The following is a 24,892-nucleotide window of genomic DNA, read 5'->3' on the forward strand; positions in this document are numbered from 1 at the left end:
GTCGTGGGGTGTACCGGTTCCTGTTGACCCGCCAGTGGGTGATCCTCACCGTCATCGCGATCGCGCTGATCCCGACGATGATCCGGCTGGGTTTCTGGCAGTTGCACCGCCATGAGCACAAGGTCGCGCTGAACAAGGTGATCGCCGAGTCGCTGGCCGCGCGGCCGGTGCCGGCCGAGTCGCTGACCTCGCCCGGCGCCACGGTGAAGCACGCCGACCTGTACCACAGGGTCACCGCCGAGGGGCACTTCGACACCGCGGACGAGGAGGTCGTGCGCCGCCGCACCAACGACAACGGCGACATCGGCTACCACGTGCTGACCCCCTTCGTCCTGGACGACGGCCGGGTCCTCCTGGTCAACCGGGGCTGGGTCCCCACGGACGCCTCGCAGACGGAGTTCCCGAAGATCCCGGCGCCCCCGCGCGGAGAGATCACCGTCACCGGCCGGCTGATGCCCGACGAGACGACCGCGGCGAGCGGCATCAAGGACGTCAAGGGCCTGCCCGACCGCCAGGTGATGCTGATCAGCAGTGCGCAGCAGGCCGAGCGGCTCGGGAAGCAGGTCCTCGGCGGCTACGTCCAGCTGACCTCGCCCGCGCCGCAGGGCGGCAGCCCGCAGCTCCTGCCCGACCCGGAGCACGGCGACATCGGCCCGCACCTGGCGTACGCCATCCAGTGGTGGCTGTTCACGGCGGGCGTCCCGGTCGGCTGGGTGGTGCTGCTGCGCCGCGAGGCACGTGAGCGCGCGCAGGCGGCGAAGGAAGCGGCGCCGGAGGCGGAACCCGCCGCCGTGTAGTGGAGGGACGTCCCCGTCGGCCTCGCCCCCTGTCGGAGCGACCGGGCAGGATAGGGGCCATGGATCTTGGACTGAAGGACCGGGTGTACGTCGTCACCGGCTCCACGCGCGGCCTGGGCAACGCCACCGCGCGCGAGCTCGTCGCCGACGGCGCGAAGGTGGTCATCACCGGGCGGGACGGCGAGCGGGTCGCCGCGGCGGCGGCCGAGCTGGGGCCGAACGCCGTCGGGGTGGCCGTGGACAACGCGGACGCCGACGCGCCGGCGCGGCTGATCGCGGCGGCGCGGGAGCACTTCGGCGGCTTCCACGGCATGCTCGTGAGCGTCGGCGGACCGCCGGCCGGGTTCGTCGCCGACAACACCGACGAGCAGTGGCAGGCCGCGTTCGAGTCGGTGTTCCTCGGCGCGGTGCGGCTCGCCCGTGCGGCGGCGGCCGAGCTGGAACCGGGCGGGGTCGTCGGGTTCGTGCTCTCCGGGTCCGTGTACGAGCCGATCGGGGGGCTGACCATCTCCAACGGGCTCCGGCCCGGCCTGGCCGGGTTCGCCAAGTCGCTCGCCGACGAGCTGGGGCCGCGGGGCATCCGGGTCGTGGGGGTGCTGCCGGGCCGCATCGACACGGACCGCGTGCGCGAGCTGGACGCGCTGTCCGCGGACCCGCAGGCGACCCGGACGGCCGCCGAGTCCCGGGTGCCGCTGCGCCGGTACGGCACGCCGGAGGAGTTCGGCCGTACGGCCGCGTTCCTGCTGTCGCCCGCCGCCTCCTACGTCACCGGTGTGATGGTGCCGGTGGACGGCGGGGCCCGGCACGGGTTCTGAGGACGGCGGCACGCCGGGGCCGGGTCAGCTCACCCTTTCCGCACGATGCCCCACCGCCGTCAACCGCACCTCCACCGGAAGCGCCGCGAGACGGGCGGAGTCCCGGGCGTGGGCGAGGGCCCGGCCGGTGAGGTGGCCGAGGACCGCCCCGGGGTCCACATGAGGTTCCAGGAGGAGCCGCACATGGGCCCTGGGCGCGCCGCGGCGGCCGGTCAGGCGGACCTGGGCGCGGGCGACGCCGTCGGGCTGCTCGGCGTCCGCGGCCAGGACGTCCTCCAGGGCCCGGCCCCGCAACAGGGCCGTCCCGCCGTCCCCGGTGTCGACGATCACCTCGTGGAGCCGCCGCCTGCGCACCGTCGCGGCCAGCCACCACAGGGCCAGCAGCACCAGGACGGCCAGGGCGCCGAGAACGGCGGGCCAGAACCAGCCGGCCTCCCGCCACCGCGTCCGCTCGGCGGCGCTCAGCAGGACGTCGTGCCGACCGCGGTGGATCCACCACGCGGGCGGCCGTACGCCCATCCCCATGACGAACACCGATCCGCCCACCACCAGCAGCACAAGTCCGACGAGCCCGGTCAGTACCCTGTGGACGATCCTGGCCACGCCCTCACCCCTTCCGGCCGAGCCGCGTGACGCGCACCGTCAGGGCGTGCGGCCGGGTCAGGCCCAGTCCCCTGACCGCCTCGGTGAGCACGGTGTCCAGGTCGGCGCGTACGTCCTCCGGTGTCCGGAAGTGCGAGACCACGCGTACGTCGGCCCTGCGGCGGCGCAGCCGTACGCGCGCCGCCCGCACACCGGCGATCTCCATGGCCCGGTCACGCAGCACCAGCGCGGCGGCGTCCCGGTGCAGCCCGGCCCGCACGTCGGGATGGGCGCGCCGCATGGGCAGCAGATGACGCAGCCCCGGAGTGGCCGCCAGCACCAGCAGCCACAGGCCGAGGACCGCGGTGACGCCCGCGCCGACGAGCACCCAGGTGTCGTCCAGCGGCCGCGCGGCCAGTTGCCGGGCCAGCTCCCGGCGCCAGTACAGTCCTGGCCGGCCGGCGCGGACGGCCGCGATGTCGTAGAGGAAGGCGCCCGCCGCGATCAGGAGCAGCAGGGCCACGATGCCCGCGGGGACCCGCCGCACCGACCAGAACCGGCCGCCGCGGCCGTCCCCGCCGTCCTGGACGGGCGGGGGGCCGTCGGTGTCCGGGTCGGCCGGCCACCCGAGGGTGTCGTCCTTCTCGATGACCGGCAGGCGTTGCGTGGTGCCCTCGGAGCCCTGGGGCTCGCTCATCGCGTCCTCCCCTGTGCCGTGCCGTACGCGGGTGCCAGGTGCAGCCGCTCCACCCGGACCGTGACCTCCGGCACCCGCATTCCCACCAACGCGCCTACCCGCTCGGCCACCCGGCGACGCACCGCAGCGCAGCACGCGCCGATGTCGCTCGGGTAGGGGAGGTCGAGGACGATCCGGACGCGGGCGCCGTCGTGGCGCACCACCACCGTCGCGTCCGGGGGCGCGACGTCCGGGGGCAGCGCACCGAGCGCCTCACGGGCCGCACGGGCGGCGATCTTGGCGACGACCCGGTCGGCGATCGTCGTCGCGCCGCGCTCGCCGGGCGGCAGCTCGGCCGGGCCGGAGTCCGGCTCGCCGTTCCCACCGTTCACCGCGGATCACCTCCGGCGGTCACGGGGGCGGAAGAAGTCGCCGAGTTCCAGGTCCCCCTCCAGGAACCTGCCGACGACGAAGCCGACGGCGCCCAGGGCCGCCACCAGCAGGAAGGCGCCGAAGCCGCCGAAATACCCGGCGAAGCCCAGCGCCATACCGGCGATCATGCCGGCCACGGCCATGCTCATCGCGCGCTCCTCAACTCCTCGGCCGTCGCCGGGCCGTCGTCCGGTCGCCCCTCGTCATCGGTCCTTCGCCGCCGTGGTGACCGGTGGGTCACTGGATGCGCGGCTCGATCTCCTCCTCCACTTCCTCCGGCAGCTGCACATCGCTGACGGCGATGTTGACCTCGACGACCTCGAGACCGGTCATCCGCTCCACCGACGCGATCACGTTCTCCCGGACCGCCCGCGCCACGTCGATGATCGACACGCCGTAGTCGACGACGATCTCCAGGTCGAGCGCGGTCTGCACCTCGCCGACCTCGGCCTTCACACCGCGGGTCACGGACTTGGCGCCGCCCGGGACACGGTCGCGCACGGCCCCGAAGGTCCGCGCGAACCCGCTGCCCATGGCGCTCACCCCGACCACGTCGCGCGCGGCCATCCCGGCGATCTTCTCCACGACCCCGTCGGCGATGGTGGTCCGTCCCCGGGTCGCGGGATCTCCCAGGCCGCGCCGGGTCGCCTGTGCCCTGCGGATCGCGGTGCTCTCCGGTACCTCCCGCTCGCCCTCGGGAGTCCTCGTCCGGTCCTGTTCCATGGCCATCGCCGTACGTCCTCTCGGTCGCCGTCCCGGACCACGGTAGGCGGACGGACACGATCGCGCGCCCGGTGCGGCGCCGTCAGTCGCCGGCGCCGGCGAGGTCCCGCAGCCGCCGGGCCTGCGCCTCGCGTTCGGCGGCGCGCTGCTCGTCGTAGGACCGGTCCCGGGCACCGCACAGCAGCGCCTTGGTCTCGACCACGGCGTCGCGGGGCGCCGCGAGGAGCGCGGCGGCCAGGTCCCGTACGGTCGCGTCGAGCTGGTCCGCGGGCACGGCGAGGTTCGCGAGCCCGGTGTTCACCGCCTCGTCGGCGCCCACGTACCGGCCGGTGAGGCAGATCTCCAGCGCGCGGGCCTGGCCGACCAGGCCCACCAGCGGATGCGTGCCGGTGAGGTCCGGGACCAGCCCGAGACTGGTCTCGCGCATGGCGAACTGCACGTCGTCCGCGACGACGCGCAGATCACAGGCCAGCGCGAGCTGGAAGCCCGCCCCGATGGCGTGCCCCTGGACCGCGGCGACGGACACGATGTCGTTGCGCCGCCACCAGGTGAACGCCTCCTGGTACTCGGCGATGGTCGCGTCCAGCTCGGTGTCGGAAGCACGCGCGAGATCGAGGAACGACGGCTCGCCGTCGAACCCCTCGGGCGTGAACGCCTGCCGGTCGAGCCCCGCGGAGAAGGACTTGCCCTCACCGCGCAGCAGCACGACGCGGACGGAGCCCGGCAGCAGCCGACCGGCCTCGGTCAGCGCCCGCCACAGAGCGGGGCTCTGCGCGTTGCGCTTGGCCGGGTTGGTCAGCGTCACCGTGGCGATCGAGTTGTCGACGGTGAGCCGTACGCCGTCCTTGTCGAGAACCGGGTCGAGGTCGTGCTCGGGCGGAACCATGGTGCGCCTCCGACGGGTGCGGTCATCGTGGATGCCCTCGCGGGCAACGTAAGTGACTGCACAGTAACCACCCGGCCGATCGGTGAACCGACCGGGTGGTCACCATCGAAAGTCGATGGGCCGCCCGCGGTTTCAGGCCGACGGGGCCTTTTTGCCCCGCGTCGCCCCGCCACGCCCACGGAGCGTGACACCCGACTCGCTGAGCATCCGGTGGACGAAGCCATACGAGCGGCCGGTCTCCTCGGCCAACGCCCGAATGCTCGCACCGGCGTCGTACTTCTTCTTCAGGTCTGCCGCGAGCTTGTCGCGCGCGGCGCCGGTCACCCGGCTGCCCTTCTTCAGAGTCTCGGCCACCCGTGCCTCCTCATGGGAAGTGCGCTCTGGTCCCCTCATGATCACCCCTCCGGGGCCCGATGGCCACCCATTCGGCAAGGTCCGTGAGACCCACCCGTGACGACAGGAGCACATCCCCACAAGCGGAATCGCTCATTCCGCGCCTCGGCGTCCGTACCGCCGATCGGGTTCTTCCGTGAAGTACCTGGTCAGGGACGCGCGACGGCCGAGCCCTTGGCACATAAGGGCTCGGCCGGGAAATCGATGGAGGACACACCTCGATACGAGGAGATCTCACACAGATGATGGATCACCAATGGGCCGAATGATCCATACGCCGTTGATCGCCTGTTCGTCAGGCGAGGGCGACGAGGTCCGCGTAGTCCGCGCCCCACAGGTCCTCGACGCCGTCCGGCAGCAGGATGATCCGCTCCGGTTGCAGCGCCTCGACCGCGCCCTCGTCGTGCGTGACGAGGACGACGGCGCCCTTGTAGGTGCGCAGCGCGCCGAGGATCTCCTCGCGGCTGGCCGGGTCGAGGTTGTTGGTGGGCTCGTCCAGCAGCAGGACGTTGGCGGAGGAGACGACCAGGGTCGCCAGTGCCAGGCGGGTCTTCTCGCCGCCGGAGAGGACCCCGGCCGGCTTGTCGACGTCGTCGCCGGAGAACAGGAACGAGCCCAGCACCTTGCGGACCTCCACGAGGTCCATGTCGGGAGCGGCCGAGCGCATGTTCTCCAGCACCGTGCGGTCCGGGTCCAGGGTCTCGTGCTCCTGGGCGTAGTAGCCGAGCTTGAGGCCGTGGCCCTCGAGCACCTCGCCGGTGTCGGGCTGCTCGACGCCGCCGAGCAGCCGCAGCAGAGTGGTCTTGCCCGCGCCGTTGAGTCCGAGGATGACCACCCTCGACCCCTTGTCGATGGCCAGGTCGACGTCGGTGAAGATCTCCAGGGAGCCGTACGACTTCGACAGGCCCTCGGCGGTCAGCGGCGTCCTGCCGCAGGGCGCCGGCTCCGGGAAGCGGAGCTTGGCCACCTTGTCGGACTGGCGGACCGCCTCCAGGCCGCTGAGCAGCTTGTCCGCGCGGCGGGCCATGTTCTGCGCGGCGACCGTCTTGGTGGCCTTGGCGCGCATCTTGTCGGCCTGCGAGTGCAGCGCGGCGGCCTTCTTCTCGGCGTTGGCGCGCTCGCGCTTGCGGCGCTTCTCGTCGGCCTCGCGCTGCTGCTGGTAGAGCTTCCAGCCCATGTTGTAGACGTCGATCTGGGCGCGGTTGGCGTCCAGGTAGAACACCTTGTTGACGACCGTCTCGACCAGGTCGACGTCGTGGGAGATGACGATGAAGCCGCCGCGGTAGGTCTTCAGGTAGTCGCGCAGCCAGACGATCGAGTCGGCGTCGAGGTGGTTGGTGGGCTCGTCGAGGAGCAGGGTGTCGGCGTCGGAGAACAGGATCCGGGCCAGCTCGATCCGGCGGCGCTGACCGCCGGAGAGGGTGTGCAGGGGCTGGCCGAGCACCCGGTCGGGCAGGTTGAGCGCGGCGGCGATGGTGGCGGCCTCGGCCTCGGCGGCGTACCCGCCCTTGGTGAGGAACTCGGTCTCCTGGCGCTCGTACTGCTTCAGCGCCTTCTCGCGGGTGGAGCCCTTGCCGGTGGCGATGCGCTGCTCGTTGTCGCGCATCTTGCGGATCAGCGTGTCCAGGCCGCGGGCGGAGAGGACGCGGTCGCGGGCGAGCACGTCGAGGTCGCCGGTGCGGGGGTCCTGCGGGAGGTAGCCGACCTCACCGGAGCGGGTGACGGTGCCGGCGGCGGGGATGCCGTCGCCGGCCAGGACCTTGGTGAGGGTGGTCTTGCCGGCGCCGTTGCGGCCGACCAGGCCGATGCGGTCGCCCTTGGCGACGCGGAAGGTGGCGGACTCGATGAGGACGCGGGCGCCGGCGCGCAGCTCGATGCCGGAGGCGGAGATCACGGACAGACTCCAGGGCTGGGGTGCCCCCTGCTCGCGGAGCTCGGGGGACGGAGGCGGGTGGGCGGCTGAGGACGTACCCGCGGTCTAATGCACGAGGAGAATGGCCATGGGGGACATTCTAACGGGGGTGGGCAAGCGCTTTTCCGGGGTGTGTTCGCGCCGGGGCGCTGTCAGTGGCCGGTGCCAGACTGGGCGGCGCGCCGGACTCCTCGGTGCGAAGCGACTCACAGGGAAGTGATCGGCATGGCGGACACGGCCGGAGAGCGCCCGAGCATCTACCCGACGCTGCTGTACGCGGACGCCAGGGCGGCCGTCAAGCAGCTCACGGAGGCTTTCGGCTTCACGGAACTGGCGGTGTACGAGGGCGAGGACGGCCTCGTGCACCACGCCGAGCTGGTGCAGGGCAACGGCGCGGTGATGCTGGGCTCGAAGGGCCGCGGCGGCCGCTTCGACGAGGCGATGCGCGGCGCGGGGCCCGCGGGGGTGTACGTCGTGGTGGACGACGTGGACGCCCACCACCGGCACGCGGCGGACCACGGCGCGGAGATCCTGATGCCCCCGACCGACCAGGACTACGGTTCCCGCGACTACATGGCCCGGGACGCCGAGGGCAACATCTGGAGCTTCGGCACGTACGCGCCCCGCGTCGAGGGCTGACCGCTCCGCGGCTCCGGCCTCAGTTGCCCCCGGTGTGGACCTGGAAGGCCGCCCGGCGCAGGGCCTTGGCGAGCGCCGGGTCGGGGTGTGCGGCGGCGAGCGCGACCAGCACCTGCACGGTGCGGGGGTGGCCCACGGTACGCACCTCGTCGAGCAGCATCGGGACGGTGGGCTGCACCGCGGCCTCCAGGTGCCGTACGAGCATCGAGGCCTCGCCGTGGTCGGTGACCGCGGCGGCGGTGTCGACCCACAGCCAGGTGGCCTCGTCGCGGGTGAGCAGTTCGTGGGCGTCCTCCGCGTCGACGCCGTCGTGCTCGGCGAGCCACAGCAGGGCGTACGGCCTGAGCGCCGGCTCGTCGAGCACGGCCCGTACGTCGGGCTCGGCGGGCGCGCCGACGACCCGCAGCGCCTCGAAGGCGAGCCCGCGCAGCAGGGCGTCCTCACCGCGGGCGGCGCCGAGCAGCTCGGTGACGGCGCTGCCGACGGGCCGGGCGGCGAGCCAGGCGCGGTATTCGGCCCGGGCCGCGTTGGGCCGCAGCTGGGCGCAGCCGCGGAGCATGTCCTCGGCCGACTGCTCGATGTTCCCGGCGGGGCTCTGCGCGGCCACGCAGATCTGCTCCAGCTTCACCCACACCGCCCAGCTCCCGAGCGGGGTGAGCGTGGCCTGCCCGTCCCCGACGGTCAGCGCCCCCACCGCGGCGAGCGCCCGCAGGGCCCACCCGAGCAGCGGCGCAAGCGGGTCTCCCGCGACGCCGGGCACCGGGACCTGCGTCCCGGACGATCCAGCGAGGGCATCACCGTCGGACACCGACTGGTCGGACTCGGGCGCGACGGCCGCGACCACCGCACCGTCGGCGTCGGCCCCGGCGACGGGCGCGGTGGCGGGGGCCACGCGCAGGACGGCCTCGGCGGCGGACTCGGCGGCAGTGGCCGGGGCGGCGGAGATCCCGGGCGCGGCAGCACCGCCGAGGTCGGAGACGACGCTCGCCCCAGTGGCAGGGGCCACCCGAAGGCCGGCCTCGGCGACCGTGTCCGGGCCCGCGGAGGCCTCGGACACCGCAGCACCGTCGAGGCCGGAGACGACGCTCGGCCCGGCGGCCGGGGCCACCCGAAGGCCGGCCTCGGCGCCGGGCTCGGCGGCCGAGTCCGAGGCGGCGGAGGACTCGGACACGGCCGCACCAACGAGATCGGAGACGACGCTCGGCCCGGCGGCCGGGGCCACCCGAAGGCCGGGCTCCGGGACGGGGACGGTGGCGGGCCCGGTGTCCCCGAGCGGGGTGTCCTCCGGCGCCGGGGCCGCTCGGAGGGCGGTCTGCGGGTCGGGGGCGGCGCCCGGCGCCCGGGCCGTGGCTCCGGGGTCCGGGGTGTAGGAGACCTCGCAGCGGTCGGTGCGCAGTTCCGTGACCCGCTGGCGGAGGAGGTCGAGGAGCTGGTCGACCGGGACGGGACCGGCGGAGAGCTGGAGGAAGGACAGGACCTGCGGCATGGCCGACACCACCTCGGCGACGGCGGCCGCCTCGTGGTCCTCCGGTTCCGGGCAGGCGAGCGACCAGGCGTCGAAGAGGGCCACCCAGCCGCGCAGGACGGCACTGTCGTCGCGGTGCCAGGCGCGCAGCCGCCAGCCGGGGCGGGCGTTGTCGCCGTGCACCTCGATGAGGCCGGAGAGCCGGGCGGTGTCCCAGTCGGCGCGGACCTGAGCGGCGGTCAGGCCCAGATCGGCGGCCGCCCTTTCGGTGGTCGCGTCGGAGAGGGTGGCCTTGTCGCCGGCGGTCGGCCCCCCGCGTCCGGGCCCGAGGGCGGCGTCCGCCCAGCGGGCGACGCGGGCCGCCCCGGCCAGGAGGGAGCGCGCCGTTCTGGCCAGCTCCGCGGGTGCCGGAGTGCCCTCCGGGGGGCGCGGAGCGGGGCGGCGCGGTTGCCGCTGGTTCACGGCTCTGGGTGCGGCGGCCAGGGGTCGTGGGCGGACGATGCGAAGCCTGGAGTCGCGCGGGATACGGGACGTCACGGGTGCAGTCTTCCGGTTGACGGTCCGAAAACCCAAACGGAATGTCACGGCGGGCGATGGAGAAGGCCAAGGGAGGGCCGCGAGGACGGCCGGGGGGCACCTTCCGGCCGGTCCCGCAAGGGTTCCCGGGACCTGGGCGTACACCGGTCCCGTAGCGGGTGACACGGGGCGAAACGGAACCGTGCCGACGCCTCACATCAGCGGCGTGAGGAAGCGCCGCAGCGCCTCCTCGTAGCCCTCCGGATCGGCGTTCCACATCGCGCCGTGCGGAGCGCTCGGCACCGTGTGCAGCGCGACCAGGTTGGGGCGGCGGTCGGCGAGGCGGCGGGAGAGCTGCCAGGGGGCCACGTGGTCGCCCGGGCCGTGGAAGATCAGCGTCGGCATCGTGAGCGCCGCCGGGTCCGTCGCCCCGGCCAGGCGGTCGCCGTACAGACCGGTGCGCCCCTGCGCGGCGCGCACCGCCAGCGGCAGCAGCGGGCCCGGGGTGTGCCGGGCCCGGGCCAGCGCCCGCAGTGTCACCTCCCAGTCGAGCACCGGGGAGTCGAGGACCAGCCCGGTGATCCGGTCGCGCAACGCCGAGCGGGTGGCGGCGCGCAGCGCCATCGTCGCGCCGGTGGACCAGCCGTGCAGAACGATCCGCTCGGCCCCGTACCGCACGGCGTAGCGGATCGCCGCGTCCAGGTCCCGCCACTCGGTCTCGCCGAGGTGGTTCAGGCCGTCCGGCGGACGGGGCGCACCGAGGTCGCCGCGGTAGGCGAGGGCCAGCACCGGGAAGTGCCGTCGGTGCAGGAACCCCAGGATGTTCATGGGGAGTTCGCGGGTGCTGCCCAGGCCGTGCGCCGCGATCACCCAGGTCTCGCGCACCCCGGGCACGAACCACGCGGGCAGGGGGCCGAGTTCGCCCGGTACGTCGATGTCGGCGTGCTCGATGCCGAGGGCGGTGCGCGGGTTGCCGACATGCAGGTTCGGGGTGAGCCACACCTTGTCGCCGCGGTGCAGGGTGCCGTGGGTGACGCGCTCCAGCCGGCGTACGACGGTGTCGGGCCGGTGCGGGGCGGTGGGCAGGACGGGGCCGACGACCGCGTGGGAGCCGTTGCCTGCCAGGCCGTAGGTGCCCGGGCGCAGGGAGGCCAGGTCACGGGTGAGGGTGATCTGCCCGGCGGCCGTGGCGTGCACGGTGAGCCGGGGTTCGGTGGGCAGGGGCCGGCCCGGGGGCGCCTTGAGCGCGGCGTCGCTGGCCAGCCGGCCCGCGGCGACGCTCGCCGCGCCGGCCGCCAGGGCAGCGGTGACGGCCGCGGCCGTCGCTTTGACTGTGGGCACGGCTCCAGTGTCCTGGCGCACCCGGTCACCGGCCAGTGGGACGGAGGGTCGGGGTGACATGTCCGCGCGGGTTCCATGAACAGCGGCGTTCATTCCCGCACGGCGCACCCGGCCCGCACCGCCCGCACGCGCCCTACGCCTGCCCCTGCCCCTGCCCCTGCCCCTGCCCCTGCCCCTGCTGTCCGTACCCCCGCAGCCGCTCCCCCGCCTCCGCCAGTTGCTCAGGCGTCAGCAGAGCCGGTGTCAGGCCGGGGACGCCGGAGGCCGCCAGCCACACCCGGCACATCCACTCCAACTGGGCCGTGCGGTCGTAGGCCTGGTCGAGGGTGGCGCCGTAGGTGACGGTGCCGTGGTTGCGCAGCAGGCAGCCGGTGCGGCCGGCGAGTGCGCGGAGCATGTTCCCGGCCAGCTCCTCGGTGCCGTACGTGGCGTACGGGGCCACGCGGACGGGACCGCCGAGCGCGCCGGCCATGTAGTGGATCGGCGGGAGTTCGGTGACGAGGGTCGAGACGGCCGTCGCGTGCACGGCGTGGGTGTGGACGACGGCGCCCGCGTCGGTGCCGCGGTAGACCGCGAGGTGCATGGGCAGCTCGCTGGTCGGCACCAGGGTGCCGACCACCTGCCGGCCGTCCAGGCCGACGCCGGTGACGTCGTCGTCCGTGAGCCGGTCGTAGGGGACGCCCGAGGGGGTGACCAGGATGGTGTCGCCCACGCGCACGGACACGTTGCCGGAGGTGCCGACGACCAGTCCGTCCGCCACCGTGCGGCGGGCCGCCGCGATCAGCGCCCGCCAGGCGCGTTCCGTCTCCCCGGGTTCGGTCATGTGCCGATCCTGCCAGGACGCCTGCCGCGAGCGACCGTTCCTTCCCACGGCACCACAGGAACGGACACCGCGATGACCGACTCAGTTCATCTTCTGTTCACTCAGGTTACCTACGTTCAACGCGCCAATGACGCTCGAACGATTGCCTGGGTAAATGGAAAGCTTCTCGCTGATCCTCGCGATGGTGGTGATCACCGCACTCGCGTTCGATTTCACGAACGGTTTCCACGACACCGCGAACGCGATGGCCACGACCATCTCGACCGGTGCACTCAAGCCCAAGGTCGCGGTGGCCATGTCCGCCGCGCTGAACCTGGTGGGCGCCTTCCTGTCCGTGGAGGTCGCCAACACGATCTCCAAGGGTCTCGTCGACGAGAACGGCATCCGTCCCGAAGTCATCTTCGCCGCCCTGGTGGGCGCGATCCTCTGGAATCTGCTGACCTGGCTGGTCGGGCTCCCCTCCAGCTCCTCCCACGCCCTCATGGGCGGTCTGATCGGCGCCACCGTCGCCTCGGCCGGCTTCGGCGCCGTGCACGGCGGCGCCCTGGTCACCAAGGTCCTGATCCCCGCGGTCGCCGCCCCGGTCGTCGCCGGTCTGGCCGCGCTGGTCTCGACCCGGCTGTCCTACGGCATCGGCAGGAAGTCCGACGGAAAGGCGGCCGAGAAGGGCCACCGCGCCGGACAGATCGCCTCCGCCGGCCTGGTCTCACTGGCCCACGGCACCAACGACGCGCAGAAGACGATGGGCGTCATCACCCTCGCCCTGGTCGCCGGCGGCGCCCTCGCCCCCGGCTCCAACCCTCCCACCTGGGTCATCCTCTCCGCGGGCCTCGCCATCGCGCTCGGCACCTACATCGGCGGCTGGCGCATCATCCGCACCATGGGCAAGGGCCTGACCGACCTTCAGCCGCAGCAGGGCTTCGCCGCCCAGACCAGCGCGGCCGCCGCCATCCTGGCCTCCTCCCACCTCGGCTTCTCCCTGTCCACCACGCACGTCGTCTCCGGTTCGGTGATGGGCGCGGGTCTGGGCCGCAAGGGCGGCGTTGTCCGCTGGTCCACCGCGACCCGCATGGCCGTCGCCTGGGCCCTCACGCTGCCCGCCGCGGCCCTGGTCGCGGCCGGCGCGGAGGCCGTGACGCGTCTCGGCGACTGGGGCACCTGGCTCGTCGCCGCGTTCCTGGTGGCCTCCAGCGCCGCGATCTGGAAGATCTCCCGCCGCGAGGTCGTCGACCACACCAACGTCAACGGCTCCGAGGAGCCGGCCGGCGTGATCACCCAGGCCATCGCCGCCGTCACCCCGCCCCCGGCCTCCCCGGCGGCCGAGGGCCTCACGGCCACGATCCCCGCCCCGGCCTCCGCTCCTGCCGCCGACCCCGCGCCCGTCGTGACGCCGCCGACCGCCGCCGTCTGAGCCGGCGACCCGGCAGAAGGAAGAGAAGCAGCATGAACATCGACTGGGCGGCCCTCGGCTCCGTCTTCGGCGTCAGCCTCGGCGTCACGGTGGGCCTCGTGGCCCTGTTCACCCTCGGCATCGCCGGACTCTCCCGCCGCGAGCGGGCCGTGGCCCAGGGCGACGGCGGCGGGGCCCTCGCGGTCACCGGCGCCTACGCCTGCTTCGCCGCGTGCGCCGCCGCCGTGGCCTACGGCATCTACCTGATCGTGGCCTAGCCCGGCCCGGAACCCGACACCTTCACCCGCCCATCCCTGACCGTCCCCGCGACGGCCTGGGATGGGCGGGTTTCGCCGTCCCGTGCGCCCCGTGGTGTGGGCCTCATCTCAGTACGCCTGCGCAGGTCAACAGCAGGTTGACGGGTGTTCGCGGAGCGTGGTGGACTTCCGGGGCCAAGTACGGCGGCAGGAGAGGAAGTCCGGTGCGAATCCGGCGCGGTCCCGCCACTGTGACCGGGGATGAACATCCCCGGGAGTCAGGAACTCTCACCGCCGGTCTCGTCGAACCAGGGCGTGGACACCCTGAGTGAGGACATTTCGCCATGCGCGGCTGCCGACCGAGGTACACCAGCGGCTCACCGACCGACCGCACGACCGGCTGACCCGATGGGTGCCGATCGCGTCTTCGCGTACGGCGCCACCGCCGGCCTCCTCGGTGACCTGCTCCTCGGCGACCCGCGCCGCGGACACCCCGTCGCCGTGTTCGGACGGGCCGCGGGCGCCGTGGAACGCGCGCTGTGGCGGGACCACCGCGGCCGGGGCGCCCTGCACACCGCCGTGTGCGTGGGCGGTGCCGTGTCGTCGGCCGCGCTGGCGGCGCGGGCCGTGCGTTCCTCCCGTACCGCGTCCGTCGCGCTGACCGCCGCCGCCACCTGGGCCGTCGTCGGCGGCACCTCCCTCGCCCGGGAGGCGCGGCAGATCGGGCGCGCGCTGGAAGCCGGGGACGTCGAGGGCGCCCGGGCGCGGCTGCCGCATCTGTGCGGGCGCGATCCGCAGGCGCTGGACGCCGACGGGATCGCCCGGGCCGTCGTCGAGTCCGTCGCCGAGAACACCTCCGACGCGGTGGTGGGCGCGCTGGTGTGGGGCGCCGCCGCCGGAGTGCCGGGACTCGTCGGCTTCCGCGCCGTCAACACCCTGGACGCCATGGTCGGGCACAAGTCACCCCGGTACCGCCGCTACGGCTGGGCCTCGGCCCGCCTCGACGACCTCGCCGGATGGCCGGGGGCACGGCTCACCGCCGCCCTGGCGGCCGTGGCGGGCGACGACCCGCGCGGTGCCGTACGGGCCTGGCGCGCCGACGCCGGCAAGCACCCGAGCCCCAACGCCGGCCCGGTGGAGGCCTCGTTCGCGGGGGCGCTCGGGGTGCGGCTGGGCGGCACGCTCGCGTACGGCGGGCGTGTGGAGCACCGCCCGGTGCTCAACGGCGCCGGACGCGCCGTCCGGCCGGGTGACATCGAGCGCGCGGTACGGCTCTCCCGCCGTGTGGGCTGGCTCGCGCTCGGCGTGTGCGCGGGCGCGCGGCTGCTGAAGAGAGGACGGACGTCATGAGGGGCGGTCTGCTCGTCGCCGGCACCACCTCCGACGCCGGGAAGAGCGTCGTCACGGCCGGGATCTGCCGGTGGCTGGTGCGCCAGGGCGTGAAGGTCGCCCCGTTCAAGGCGCAGAACATGTCCCTCAACTCCTTCGTCACCCGGGAGGGCGCCGAGATCGGGCGGGCGCAGGCCATGCAGGCCCAGGCGTGCCGCGTCGAGCCGACCGCGCTGATGAACCCGGTGCTGCTCAAGCCGGGGGGCGAGCAGAGCAGCCAGGTCGTGCTGCTGGGCAGACCGGTGGGCGAGTTGAGCGCCCGCGGCTACCACGGCGGGCGGCAGCAGAAGCTCCTCGGCACCGTCCTCGACTGCCTCGCCGAGCTGCGGAGCACGTACGACGCGGTGATCTGCGAGGGAGCGGGCAGCCCGGCGGAGATCAACCTGCGCCGCACCGACATCGTCAACATGGGCATCGCGCGCGGCGCGCGGCTGCCCGTGCTCGTCGTCGGCGACATCGACCGCGGGGGCGTCTTCGCCTCCTTCTTCGGCACCGTCGCCCTGCTGTCCCCTCAGGACCAGGAACTCGTCGCCGGGTTCCTCGTCAACAAGTTCCGCGGGGACGTCTCGCTGCTCGAACCCGGCCTCGACATGCTGCACGGGCTCACCGGCCGGCGTACGTACGGCGTGCTGCCGTTCCGGCACGGGCTCGGCATCGACGAGGAGGACGGACTGCGCGGGTCCCTGCGGGGCGCCGTACGGGAGTCCACCGTGGCCCCGCCGGTCGGCGAGGACGTGCTGCGGGTCGCCGTCTGCGCCGTGCCGCTGATGTCCAACTTCACCGACGTGGACGCGCTCGCCGCCGAACCGGGCATCGTCGTACGGTTCGTGGACCGCCCCGAGGAACTGGCGGACGCCGACCTCGTCGTCGTGCCCGGCACCCGCGGCACGGTCAGGGCGCTGGAGTGGCTGCGGGAGCGCGGCCTCGCGCGCGCCCTCGCGAGCAGGGCCGCCGAGGGGCGGCCGGTGCTGGGCGTCTGCGGCGGCTTCCAGCTCCTCGGCGAGCACATCGAGGACGACGTGGAGAGCCGGCGCGGCCACGTCGGCGGGCTGGGCCTGCTGCCCGTACGGGTCAGGTTCGCCCGCGAGAAGACCCTCACCCGGCCTCGGGGCGAAGCACTCGGCGAGCCGGTCGAGGGGTACGAGATCCACCACGGGGTCGCCGAAGTCACCGGCGGAAGCCCCTTCCTGGACGGCTGCCGGGTCGGGGCCGTCTGGGGCACGCACTGGCACGGCTCGCTGGAGTCGGACGGCTTCCGGCGGGCCTTCCTGCGCGAGGTGGCGGCCGCCGCCGGCCGCCGTTTCGTACCGGCCCCCGACACGTCGTTCGCCGCGCTGCGCGAGGAGCAGCTCGACCGGCTCGGCGACCTGATCGAACAGCACGCGGACACGGACGCGCTCTGGCGGCTCATCGAGTCGGGCGCGCCACAAGGACTGCCTTTCATTCCACCGGGAGCGCCCGCATGAGCACAGTGTTGTTGTTGTCGACCGCCGACACCGATCTGCTCGCCGCCCGAGCCTCGGCCGCCTCCTACCGGATCGGCAATCCGACCCGCGTGGACGTAGGCCGGGACCTTCCGGGGCTGCTCGACGGCGCGGACCTCGCCGTCGTACGGCTGCTCGGTGGCAAGCGCGCCTGGGAGGACGGGCTCGCCGCGCTGAAGGCGTCCGGCGTGCCGACCGTGCTGCTGGGCGGAGAGGCCGTGCCGGACGCCGAGTTGATGGCCGAGTCCTCGGTGCCCGCCGGGGTCGTGGCGGAGGCGCTGAAGTACCTCGTCGAGGGCGGCCCCGACAACCTGGCGGAACTCGCGCGGTTCCTCTCCGACACGGTGCTGCTGACCGGCGAGGGCTTCGAGGAGCCGCGGAAGATGCCGGATCACGGCGTCCACGGCGAACGTGCCCTCGTGGAAGGCCGCCCGACCGTCGGCGTGCTCTTCTACCGCGCCCACGAACTGAGCGGCAACAGCTCGTTCGTGGACACCCTGTGCGACGCGATCGAGGCGCACGGCGCCAACGCCCTTCCCGTCTACTGCGGTTCGCTGCGCGGCGCGGACGCCGGGCTGTACGAGATCCTCGGCCGCGCCGACGCCCTGGTCGCCACCGTCCTCGCGGCCGGCGGCACGCACGCCTCGCAGGCCTCCGCGGGCGGCGACGAGGAGGCGTGGGACATCGGGGCGCTGGCGGACCTGGACATCCCCGTGCTGCAAGGGCTCTGCCTGACCTCCTCGCGCGCCGCGTGGGACGAGTCCGACGCCGCGCTGTCCCCCATGGACGCGGCCATGCAGGTCGCGATCCCCGAGTTCGACGGACGGCTCATCACCGTCCCGTTCTCCTTCAAGGAGCAGGGCCCGGACGACGTCCCGGTGTACGCGGCCGACCCCGAACGGGCCGCCCGCGTCGCGGGGATCGCCGTACGGCACGCGCGGCTCAAGCACAAGGCCAACGCGGAGAAGCGGATCGCGCTCGTCTTCACCGCGTACCCGACCAAGCACTCACGGGTCGGCAACGCGGTGGGGCTCGACACCCCGGCGTCGGCGGTGCGCGTCCTGGACGCGCTGCGGGAGGCGGGGTACGCGGTCGAGGGCTACCCCGACAACGGCGACGAGCTCATCCACCGCCTCATCGAGGCCGGCGGTCACGACGTGGAGTGGCTGACGGAGGACCAACTGGCCGCCGCACTTGCGCGCGTGCCCCTGGCCGACTACCGGGCCTGGTTCGACCGGCTCGACCCGGAGCTGCGGGACGGGATGACGGAGGCGTGGGGCGAGCCGCCGGGCTCCCTGTACGTAGACGGCGACGACATCGTCCTCGCGTCCCTGCAGTTCGGGAACGTGGTCGTCATGATCCAGCCGCCGCGCGGCTTCGGCGAGAACCCCATCGCGATCTACCACGACCCCGACATGCCGCCGTCCCACCACTACATGGCGGCCTACCGCTGGCTGGAGAACTCGTTCGGCGCCGACGCCGTCGTGCACATGGGCAAGCACGGCACGATGGAGTGGCTGCCCGGCAAGGGCCTCGGGCTCTCGCGCGGCTGCGCGCCGGACGCGGTGCTCGGGGACCTGCCGCTGGTGTACCCCTTCATCGTCAACGACCCCGGCGAGGGCACCCAGGCCAAGCGGCGCGGGCACGCCACGGTCGTCGACCACCTCGTCCCGCCGATGGCTCGCGCGGACACCTACGGCGACCTCGCCAAACTGGAGCAGCTCCTCGACGAGTACGCGCTCGTCTCCGACCTGGACCCGGTGAAGGCGCCCGCCGTGCGCGCCCAGATCTGGACCCTGGTCAAGGCCGCCGAACTGCACCACGACCTCCATGTGGACGAGCAGCCGGACGACGACGCGTTCGACGAGTTCGTCATGCACATCGACGGCTATCTGTGCGAGATCAAGGACGTGCAGATCAGGGACGGTCTGCACATCCTCGGCGGCGGCCCGGTCGGCGAGCCTCGGGTGAACCTGGTGCTGGCCGTGCTGCGCGCCTCGCAGGTGTGGGGCGGGCAGGCGAACGCGCTGCCGGGGCTGCGGGCCTGCCTCGCGGAGCACTTCGGCCTGGTGGAGAAGGAGTTGCTGGCCGAGCCGGGCGCTCCGGTGAAGGTGCCGGTGGAGCTGACGGACCTGGTGGAGGGCCCCTCACGCACCGCGGCGGACGCCATCGACCTGCTGGAGCAGCTGTGCCGGCGGATCGCCGAGGGCATGGAGGAGCGCGGCTGGGCGGCCGAGGCGGGTCCGGCACTCGTACGAGAGGTGCTGGGCACCGAACTCCCGGACGCCACGGCCGTGCTGGAGTTCGCCTGCACCGAGGTCGTGCCGCGGCTGGCCCGCACGACGGACGAGATCGGGCACATCCTGCGGGCGCTGCGCGGCGGTTACGTCCCCGCGGGACCGTCCGGCTCGCCGACCCGCGGCCTGGTCAACGTGCTGCCGACCGGCCGCAACTTCTACTCGGTCGACCCCAAGGCGATCCCGTCCAGGCTGAGTTGGGAGGTCGGCCAGTCGCTCGCGGACTCGCTGGTGGCCCGCTATCTCCAGGACACCGGCGAGTACCCGAAGTCGGTCGGCCTGACGGTCTGGGGCACGTCCGCGATGCGCACCCAGGGCGACGACATCGCCGAGATCCTGGCACTGCTGGGCTGCCGCCCGGCGTGGGACGACGCCTCCCGCCGGGTGACCGGCTTCGAGGTGGTCTCCCTTCAGGAGCTGGGCCGACCACGCATCGACGTCACGGTCCGTATCTCGGGCTTCTTCCGGGATGCGTTCCCGCATGTCGTCTCTCTGATCGACGACGCGGTACGGACGGTGGCGGAGCTGGACGAGCCCGCCGACCGGAACTTCGTCAAGGCCCACGCCGACGAGGACACCGCCGAGCACGGCGACCGGCGCCGGGCGACTGCCCGCATCTTCGGCTCCAAGCCGGGCGCGTACGGCGCGGGCCTGCTGCCGCTGATCGACGCGCGCAACTGGCGCAGTGACGCCGACCTCGCCGAGGTGTACGCGGTGTGGGGCGGCTACGCCTACGGGCGCGGCCTCGACGGGCGCGCGGCGCGCGGGGACATGGAGACGGCGTTCCGGCGGATCGCGGTGGCGGCGAAGAACGTCGACACCCGAGAGCACGACCTGGTCGACGCCGACGACTACTTCCAGTACCACGGCGGCATGGTCGCCATGGTCCGGCACCTGACGGGGGCGAGCCCGGAGGCGTACGTCGGCGACAGCGCCGTACCCGACCAGGTGAAGACCCGCACCCTGGGCGAGGAGACGCACCGCGTCTTCCGCGCCCGGGTGGTCAACCCGCGCTGGATGGCGGCCATGCGGCGCCACGGCTACAAGGGCGCCTTCGAGATGGCGGCGACCGTGGACTACCTCTTCGGCTACGACGCCACGGCGGGCGTGGTCGACGACTGGATGTACGAGAAGCTCAGCGCCGAGTACGTCTTCGACGCCGAGAACCGGGACTTCATGAAGAAGTCCAACCCGTGGGCGTTGCGGGGCATCACCGAGCGCCTGCTGGAGGCGGCCGACCGCGGGCTGTGGGCGGAGCCGGACGCGGACACGCTGGAGCGGCTCCGGACCACCTACCTGGAGCTGGAGGGCGACTTGGAGGGCGAGGACAAGTGACCACCCCGTTTCCGTTCACGGCTGTCGTCGGACAGGACGACCTGCGGTTGGCGCTGCTGCTGAACGCGGTGAGCCCGGCCGTGGGCGGCGTGCTCGTCCGCGGTGAGAAGGGGACCGCGAAGAGCACCGCCGTACGCGCCCTCTCCGCGCTCCTGCCCGAGGTGGACGTCGTGCCCGGGTGCCGTTTCTCCTGTGACCCCGGCGCGCCCGATCCCGCCTGCCCGGACGGTCCCCATGAGCCGGGGGCCGGTGCCGAGCGGCCGGCGCGGATGGTCGAACTCCCCGTCGGCGCCTCGGAGGACCGGCTCGTGGGCGCGCTCGACATCGAGCGGGCGCTCGCCGAGGGCGTGAAGGCCTTCGAGCCGGGTCTGCTCGCCGACGCGCACCGCGGGATCCTCTACGTCGACGAGGTCAACCTTCTGCACGACCACCTCGTGGACCTCCTGCTCGACGCCGCCGCCATGGGCGCCTCGTACGTCGAGCGCGAGGGCGTCTCCGTTCGGCACGCCGCGCGTTTCCTGCTCGTGGGGACCATGAACCCCGAGGAGGGCGAGCTGCGGCCGCAGCTCCTCGACCGGTTCGGGCTCACCGTCGAGGTCGCGGCCTCGCGGGAGCCCGACCAGCGGGTGGAGGTCGTGCGCAGGCGGCTCGCCCACGACGACGATCCCGCCGCCTTCGCCGCCCGGTGGGCGGACGAGGAGGCCGCCGTGCGGCAGCGGATCGTGGCGGCGCGGGAGCTGCTGCCGCAGGTCCGGCTGGGCGACGGCGCGCTGCGGCAGATCGCCGCGACCTGTGCCGCCTTCGAGGTGGACGGCATGCGCGCCGACATCGTCATGGCCCGGACCGCCACCGCGCTGGCCGCCTGGGCCGGGCGGACCGACGTGCTCGCCGAGGACGTGCGGCAGGCCGCGCTGCTGGCCCTCCCGCACCGCAGGCGCCGCAACCCCTTCGACGCACCCGGCCTGGACGAGGACAAGCTCGACGAGACCCTTCAGGAGTTCGGAGGCTCGGAGGACGAGGATCCCGACCCCGGTCCCGACGGGCCCGGCGGTGGCGGCGGGCAGCCCTCCCCCGACGACCGCGGCCCGCAGGATGGTGACACCGCCGCACGGCCCGACGCGGGCGACAGCGGCGGCGAGCCGCAGCCCTCCGGTGCCGGCGCCGGTGAGCAGTCCGCCGTGCGCGCCTCCGAGCCGTTCCGCACCAAGGTGCTCAGCGTGCCCGGCCTCGGCGAGGGCGCCGCCGGGCGGCGTTCGCGGGCCCGGACCGAGCACGGGCGCACCATCGGGGCCCGGCGGCCCAGGGGTGCCCTGACCAAGCTGCACCTGGCGGCCACCGTGCAGGCCGCCGCCCCGCACCAGCGGGCGCGTGGGCGGTCGGGGCCGGGGCTGGTCGTCCGCCGGGACGATCTGCGGCAGGCGGCCCGCGAGGGGCGTGAGGGGAACCTCGTCCTGTTCGTGGTCGACGCCTCCGGGTCGATGGCCGCGCGGCAGCGGATGAGCGCCGTCAAGGGCGCCGTCCTGTCGTTGCTCCTCGATGCCTACCAGCGGCGGGACAAGGTGGGGCTGGTGACCTTCCGCGGCAGGGAGGCGCGGGTCGCGCTGCCGCCGACGTCGTCCGTCGACGCCGCCGCGGCCCGGCTGGAGTCACTGCCCACGGGCGGGCGCACCCCGCTGGCGGCCGGGCTGCTCAAGGCGCACGAGGTGCTGCGGATCGAGCGGCTGCGTGACCCCGCGCGGCGGGCGCTGGTCGTGGTGGTGACCGATGGACGGGCCACGGGTGGGCCGGAGCCGGTCGCCCTGGCCGGGCGCGCCGCGCGGCTGTTCGCGGCCGAGGGCACCGCGTCCGCGGTCGTGGACTGCGAGTCGGGCCCGGTGCGGCTGGGGCTCGCCGGGCAGCTCGCGGGTGAACTGGGCGGTACGGCAGTGACGTTGGACGAGCTGCGGGCGGACAGCATCGCCGGTCTCGTCAGGGACGTGCAGGGGACTTCGAGGAGGGCCGCGTAATGCCTCAGGGGCAGCCGAGCGTCGTACCGGAGGACGGGCTGACGACCCGTCAGCGCCGCAACCGGCCGCTGGTCGTCGTGCACACCGGTATTGGCAAGGGCAAGTCCACCGCCGCCTTCGGCCTTGCGCTGCGCGCCTGGAACCAGGGCTGGCCGATCGGGGTGTTCCAGTTCGTCAAGTCGGCCAAGTGGAAGGTCGGCGAGGAGAACGCGCTGCGGGTGCTGGGGGCCTCGGGGCAGGGCGGCACCGTGGACTGGCACAAGATGGGCGAGGGCTGGTCCTGGGTGCAGCGGGACACACAGGGTGACAACGCGACCAACGAGCAGAAGGCGCGGGAGGGCTGGGAGCAGGTCAAGCGGGACCTGGCCGCCGAGACCTACCGGCTGTACGTGCTCGACGAGTTCGCGTATCCGATGCACTGGGGCTGGGTCGACACCGCCGAGGTCGTGGAGGTGCTGCGGAACCGGCCCGGGACCCAGCATGTGGTGATCACCGGGCGGAACGCGCCCGGGGAGCTGGTGGACTTCGCCGACCTCGTCACCGACATGTCCAAGGTCAAGCATCCGATGGACGCCGGGCAGAAGGGGCAGAGGGGCATCGAGTGGTGATGTCCCCGTCCGTGCCCCGGCTGGTCGTTGCCGCGCCCTCGTCGGGCAGCGGCAAGACCACCGTCGCCACGGGGTTGATGGCCGCGCTGGCCCGGCGGGGCCTTTCGGTGTCCCCGCACAAGGTCGGCCCGGACTACATCGACCCCGGGTACCACGCGCTCGCCACCGGGCGCGTGGGACGCAACCTGGACGCGTACCTGTGCGGTCCCGAGCTGATCGGCCCGCTGTTCCTGCACGGGGCGCGCGGGTGCGACGTCGCCGTCGTCGAGGGCGTGATGGGGCTGTACGACGGGGCCGCCGGGGAGGGCGAACTGGCCTCCACCGCGCAGGTGGCGAAGCTTCTGCGGGCGCCGGTGGTGCTGGTCGTCGACGCGTCCGCGCAGTCCCGGTCGGTGGCGGCGCTGGTGCACGGGTTCGTGACCTGGGACCCGGAGGTGCGGATCGGGGGCGTGATCCTCAACAAGGTGGCCTCCGAGCGGCACGAGGCGCTGCTGCGCGAGGCGCTGGACTCGGTCGGGGTGCCCGTGCTGGGGGTTCTGCGCCGGGTCGAGCAGGTGGACACGCCGTCTCGCCATCTCGGTCTGGTGCCGGTCGCCGAGCGGCGGGCGGCGGCCGTGGACGCGGTGGCCGCGATGGCGGCGCAGGTCTCCGACGGGTGCGATCTGGAGGCGCTGGTCGCGCTGGCGCGCGGCGCGGGGACGTTGCCGTGCGAGGCCTGGGACGCGGCCGGGGCCCTGCCCTCCCCCGAGGCCGGGGACCACGGGGAGAGGCCGAGGGTCGCCGTCGCCGGCGGATCCGCCTTCACCTTCTCCTACGCCGAGCACGCCGAGTTGCTCCGTGCCGCCGGGGCCGAGGTCGTGTCCTTCGACCCGCTGCGGGACGAGCGGCTGCCGGAGGGGACCCGCGGGCTGGTCGTCGGGGGCGGGTTTCCCGAGGTGTACGCGGCGGAGCTGTCCGCCAACGAGCGGTTGCGAGAAGCGGTGGCCGGGCTGGCGCTCGGCGGTGCTCCCGTCGCCGCCGAGTGCGCCGGGCTGCTGTATCTGTGCCGGGAGCTGGACGGGCTGCCCATGTGCGGGGTGCTGGACGCCTCGGCGCGGATGACCGGGCGGCTCACGCTCGGCTACCGGGACGCCGTGGCCGTGAGTGACAGCGTGCTCGCCGGGGCCGGGGAGCGGATGCGGGGGCACGAGTTCCACCGGACCGCCGTGGAGCCCGGCTCGGGGTCGGGGGCGGCGGCCCCCGCCTGGGGCGTGCGCGTCCCCGAGCGGCGGGTCGAGGGCTTCGTACAGCACAACGTGCACGCGAGTTATCTGCACACGCACTGGGTGGCCGCGCCCGGTGTCGCCCGTCGGTTCGTCGAGAGGTGCCGGACGTCATGAGCAGCAGGCTGATCGGAGTCGGGGTGGGCCCCGGCGATCCGGAGCTGGTGACCGTCAAGGGCGTCAACGCCCTGCGCACCGCGGACGTCGTCGTCGTGCCCGTCATGGGCGCGTCCGACGGAACGGACGGCGGGGAGCGCGGGCGTGCCGAGGCGACCGTGCTGCACTACGTGCCCGCGGAGAAGGTCGTCCGGGTGGTGTTCGCGCTGAACGAGCGGTCGGACCGGGCGCGGCGGGAGGCGGCGTGGGACGCGGCCGGGCAGCGGGTCGCCGGGCTGCTCGAAAGCCGTGGCACGGTCGCCTTCGCCACCATCGGCGATCCCAACGTCTACTCGACCTTCACGTATCTGGCGCAGACCGTGGCCGCGCTGGTGCCGGGGACCGTGGTGGAGACGGTGCCCGGCATCACCGCGATGCAGGATCTCGCGGCGCGTTCGGGGGCCGTGCTGACGGAGGGGACGGAGCCGCTGACTCTGGTGCCGGTCACCGCGGGGTCCGCCGTGCTCAGGCAGGCACTGAGCGGGCCCGGGACCGTGGTGGCGTACAAGTTCGGGCGGCAGGCCGGGGAGGTGGCCGAGGCGCTGCGGGAGAGCGGGCGGATCGACGACGCGGTGTGGGGGTCGGCGCTGGGGCTGCCGGAGGAGTCGATCCGGCCGGCGTCGGGGCTCGACGGGGCGACGCTGCCGTACCTGTCGACGCTCATCGCGCCCGCGCGGCGCGAGGGCGGCCGGGGCGGGAAGCTGTGAG

22 protein-coding genes, 2 pseudogenes and 1 riboswitch are annotated in these 24,892 nt (G+C 73.9%); of the genes and pseudogenes, 12 read left to right on the forward strand and 12 right to left on the reverse strand.

What is annotated here, in order from left to right; all coding sequences use genetic code 11:
• Positions 1-8: 8 nt before the first annotated feature.
• Entirely contained in the window at positions 9-797 is a 789-nt protein-coding gene (locus ACIP4X_RS00205; protein ID WP_391453768.1) for an SURF1 family cytochrome oxidase biogenesis protein, read from the forward strand.
• A gap of 59 nt (positions 798-856) precedes the next feature.
• Entirely contained in the window at positions 857-1,612 is a 756-nt protein-coding gene (locus tag ACIP4X_RS00210; RefSeq protein WP_358737612.1) for an SDR family oxidoreductase, read from the forward strand.
• A gap of 24 nt (positions 1,613-1,636) precedes the next feature.
• Here ACIP4X_RS00210 and amaP read toward each other — a convergent pair whose 3' ends face one another.
• The 8 genes from amaP to ACIP4X_RS00250 all read right to left on the reverse strand — a co-directional run bounded on the left by amaP (position 1,637) and on the right by ACIP4X_RS00250 (position 7,198).
• Positions 1,637-2,215, reverse strand: a complete 579-nt coding sequence (gene amaP, locus ACIP4X_RS00215; RefSeq protein ID WP_401345879.1) for an alkaline shock response membrane anchor protein AmaP — start codon at positions 2,213-2,215, stop codon at positions 1,637-1,639.
• 4 nt (positions 2,216-2,219) lie between these two features.
• The gene (locus ACIP4X_RS00220; protein WP_358737615.1) at positions 2,220-2,891 is read right to left on the reverse strand and encodes a DUF6286 domain-containing protein; all 672 of its coding nucleotides are present in this window, start codon (positions 2,889-2,891) and stop codon (positions 2,220-2,222) included.
• Positions 2,888-3,262 (reverse strand): hypothetical protein, encoded by a 375-nt coding sequence (locus tag ACIP4X_RS00225; protein WP_358737616.1) that lies wholly within the window; start codon positions 3,260-3,262, stop codon positions 2,888-2,890. Before ACIP4X_RS00225 ends, ACIP4X_RS00220 begins: the two co-directional genes overlap by 4 nt.
• 6 nt (positions 3,263-3,268) lie before the next feature.
• Positions 3,269-3,451: a hypothetical protein gene (locus ACIP4X_RS00230; protein WP_100572655.1), complete on the reverse strand. Its 183-nt coding sequence runs from the start codon at positions 3,449-3,451 to the stop codon at positions 3,269-3,271.
• A gap of 88 nt (positions 3,452-3,539) precedes the next feature.
• A complete protein-coding gene (locus ACIP4X_RS00235) occupies positions 3,540-4,031 on the reverse strand; it encodes an Asp23/Gls24 family envelope stress response protein (protein ID WP_391453761.1) in 492 nt (163 codons plus the stop codon).
• Positions 4,032-4,107: 76 nt separating this feature from the next.
• On the reverse strand, positions 4,108-4,911 hold the full coding sequence (locus ACIP4X_RS00240; RefSeq protein ID WP_401345883.1) for an enoyl-CoA hydratase/isomerase family protein: 804 nt from the start codon (positions 4,909-4,911) through the stop codon (positions 4,108-4,110).
• 132 nt (positions 4,912-5,043) lie between these two features.
• A complete protein-coding gene (locus ACIP4X_RS00245) occupies positions 5,044-5,265 on the reverse strand; it encodes a helix-turn-helix domain-containing protein (protein ID WP_029385158.1) in 222 nt (73 codons plus the stop codon).
• 334 nt (positions 5,266-5,599) lie between these two features.
• Positions 5,600-7,198: an ABC-F family ATP-binding cassette domain-containing protein gene (locus tag ACIP4X_RS00250; RefSeq protein ID WP_358737621.1), complete on the reverse strand. Its 1,599-nt coding sequence runs from the start codon at positions 7,196-7,198 to the stop codon at positions 5,600-5,602.
• Between the two features lie 243 nt (positions 7,199-7,441).
• Between ACIP4X_RS00250 and ACIP4X_RS00255 the strand changes: the two genes are divergently transcribed.
• On the forward strand, positions 7,442-7,855 hold the full coding sequence (locus tag ACIP4X_RS00255) for a VOC family protein (RefSeq protein WP_358737623.1): 414 nt from the start codon (positions 7,442-7,444) through the stop codon (positions 7,853-7,855).
• 19 nt (positions 7,856-7,874) lie between these two features.
• Here the strand turns inward: ACIP4X_RS00255 and ACIP4X_RS00260 are convergent.
• From ACIP4X_RS00260 to ACIP4X_RS00275, 4 genes and pseudogenes are all read right to left on the reverse strand, one after another.
• Positions 7,875-8,816, reverse strand: a pseudogene (locus ACIP4X_RS00260) (hypothetical protein); the annotation flags it as partial.
• A gap of 354 nt (positions 8,817-9,170) precedes the next feature.
• A pseudogene (locus ACIP4X_RS00265) lies at positions 9,171-9,857 on the reverse strand (hypothetical protein); the annotation flags it as partial.
• Positions 9,858-10,049: 192 nt separating this feature from the next.
• The gene (locus ACIP4X_RS00270; protein WP_358732501.1) at positions 10,050-11,177 is read right to left on the reverse strand and encodes an alpha/beta fold hydrolase; all 1,128 of its coding nucleotides are present in this window, start codon (positions 11,175-11,177) and stop codon (positions 10,050-10,052) included.
• A gap of 133 nt (positions 11,178-11,310) precedes the next feature.
• On the reverse strand, positions 11,311-12,000 hold the full coding sequence (locus tag ACIP4X_RS00275; protein ID WP_358732503.1) for a class II aldolase/adducin family protein: 690 nt from the start codon (positions 11,998-12,000) through the stop codon (positions 11,311-11,313).
• A gap of 154 nt (positions 12,001-12,154) precedes the next feature.
• Here ACIP4X_RS00275 and ACIP4X_RS00280 point away from each other — a divergent pair, with 154 nt between their 5' ends.
• From ACIP4X_RS00280 to cobI, 9 genes are all read left to right on the forward strand, one after another.
• Positions 12,155-13,411, forward strand: coding sequence for an anion permease (locus ACIP4X_RS00280; protein WP_401345887.1), 1,257 nt, complete (start codon positions 12,155-12,157; stop codon positions 13,409-13,411).
• A gap of 32 nt (positions 13,412-13,443) precedes the next feature.
• Positions 13,444-13,668: a hypothetical protein gene (locus tag ACIP4X_RS00285; protein ID WP_326801919.1), complete on the forward strand. Its 225-nt coding sequence runs from the start codon at positions 13,444-13,446 to the stop codon at positions 13,666-13,668.
• 143 nt (positions 13,669-13,811) lie between these two features.
• A riboswitch (cobalamin riboswitch) is annotated at positions 13,812-13,956 on the forward strand.
• A gap of 99 nt (positions 13,957-14,055) precedes the next feature.
• The gene (locus ACIP4X_RS00290) at positions 14,056-14,997 is read left to right on the forward strand and encodes a cobalamin biosynthesis protein (RefSeq protein WP_358732507.1); all 942 of its coding nucleotides are present in this window, start codon (positions 14,056-14,058) and stop codon (positions 14,995-14,997) included.
• The gene (locus tag ACIP4X_RS00295) at positions 14,994-16,502 is read left to right on the forward strand and encodes a cobyric acid synthase (RefSeq protein ID WP_358732509.1); all 1,509 of its coding nucleotides are present in this window, start codon (positions 14,994-14,996) and stop codon (positions 16,500-16,502) included. Before ACIP4X_RS00290 ends, ACIP4X_RS00295 begins: the two co-directional genes overlap by 4 nt.
• On the forward strand, positions 16,499-20,152 hold the full coding sequence (cobN, locus tag ACIP4X_RS00300) for a cobaltochelatase subunit CobN (protein ID WP_401345891.1): 3,654 nt from the start codon (positions 16,499-16,501) through the stop codon (positions 20,150-20,152). The genes ACIP4X_RS00295 and cobN overlap by 4 nt, the downstream gene beginning before the upstream one ends.
• Positions 20,149-22,158, forward strand: a complete 2,010-nt coding sequence (locus tag ACIP4X_RS00305) for a putative cobaltochelatase (protein ID WP_391453747.1) — start codon at positions 20,149-20,151, stop codon at positions 22,156-22,158. Before cobN ends, ACIP4X_RS00305 begins: the two co-directional genes overlap by 4 nt.
• Positions 22,158-22,766: a cob(I)yrinic acid a,c-diamide adenosyltransferase gene (gene cobO / locus ACIP4X_RS00310; protein ID WP_391453745.1), complete on the forward strand. Its 609-nt coding sequence runs from the start codon at positions 22,158-22,160 to the stop codon at positions 22,764-22,766. The genes ACIP4X_RS00305 and cobO overlap by 1 nt, the downstream gene beginning before the upstream one ends.
• Positions 22,766-24,145: a cobyrinate a,c-diamide synthase gene (locus ACIP4X_RS00315; protein ID WP_391453743.1), complete on the forward strand. Its 1,380-nt coding sequence runs from the start codon at positions 22,766-22,768 to the stop codon at positions 24,143-24,145. Before cobO ends, ACIP4X_RS00315 begins: the two co-directional genes overlap by 1 nt.
• Complete coding sequence (cobI, locus tag ACIP4X_RS00320; protein WP_358732518.1) at positions 24,142-24,891, forward strand: precorrin-2 C(20)-methyltransferase; 750 nt, start codon at positions 24,142-24,144, stop codon at positions 24,889-24,891. The genes ACIP4X_RS00315 and cobI overlap by 4 nt, the downstream gene beginning before the upstream one ends.
• Position 24,892 lies beyond the last annotated feature (1 nt).

The sequence above is a fragment of the Streptomyces sp. NPDC088817 genome, assembly GCF_044750345.1.
GTDB lineage: Bacteria > Actinomycetota > Actinomycetes > Streptomycetales > Streptomycetaceae > Streptomyces.

Coding starts and splice junctions, on each gene's coding strand:
- cobN (WP_401345891.1), top strand. CDS start 16,499: ATGAGCACAGTGTTGTTGTTGTCGACCGCCGACACCGATCTGCTCGCC.
- ACIP4X_RS00275 (WP_358732503.1), bottom strand. CDS start 12,000: ATGACCGAACCCGGGGAGACGGAACGCGCCTGGCGGGCGCTGATCGCG.
- ACIP4X_RS00230 (WP_100572655.1), bottom strand. CDS start 3,451: ATGAGCATGGCCGTGGCCGGCATGATCGCCGGTATGGCGCTGGGCTTC.
- ACIP4X_RS00295 (WP_358732509.1), top strand. CDS start 14,994: ATGAGGGGCGGTCTGCTCGTCGCCGGCACCACCTCCGACGCCGGGAAG.
- ACIP4X_RS00255 (WP_358737623.1), top strand. CDS start 7,442: ATGGCGGACACGGCCGGAGAGCGCCCGAGCATCTACCCGACGCTGCTG.
- ACIP4X_RS00220 (WP_358737615.1), bottom strand. CDS start 2,891: ATGAGCGAGCCCCAGGGCTCCGAGGGCACCACGCAACGCCTGCCGGTC.
- cobO (WP_391453745.1), top strand. CDS start 22,158: ATGCCTCAGGGGCAGCCGAGCGTCGTACCGGAGGACGGGCTGACGACC.
- ACIP4X_RS00290 (WP_358732507.1), top strand. CDS start 14,056: ATGGGTGCCGATCGCGTCTTCGCGTACGGCGCCACCGCCGGCCTCCTC.
- ACIP4X_RS00210 (WP_358737612.1), top strand. CDS start 857: ATGGATCTTGGACTGAAGGACCGGGTGTACGTCGTCACCGGCTCCACG.
- cobI (WP_358732518.1), top strand. CDS start 24,142: ATGAGCAGCAGGCTGATCGGAGTCGGGGTGGGCCCCGGCGATCCGGAG.
- ACIP4X_RS00280 (WP_401345887.1), top strand. CDS start 12,155: ATGGAAAGCTTCTCGCTGATCCTCGCGATGGTGGTGATCACCGCACTC.
- ACIP4X_RS00315 (WP_391453743.1), top strand. CDS start 22,766: ATGTCCCCGTCCGTGCCCCGGCTGGTCGTTGCCGCGCCCTCGTCGGGC.
- ACIP4X_RS00285 (WP_326801919.1), top strand. CDS start 13,444: ATGAACATCGACTGGGCGGCCCTCGGCTCCGTCTTCGGCGTCAGCCTC.
- ACIP4X_RS00240 (WP_401345883.1), bottom strand. CDS start 4,911: ATGGTTCCGCCCGAGCACGACCTCGACCCGGTTCTCGACAAGGACGGC.
- ACIP4X_RS00235 (WP_391453761.1), bottom strand. CDS start 4,031: ATGGCCATGGAACAGGACCGGACGAGGACTCCCGAGGGCGAGCGGGAG.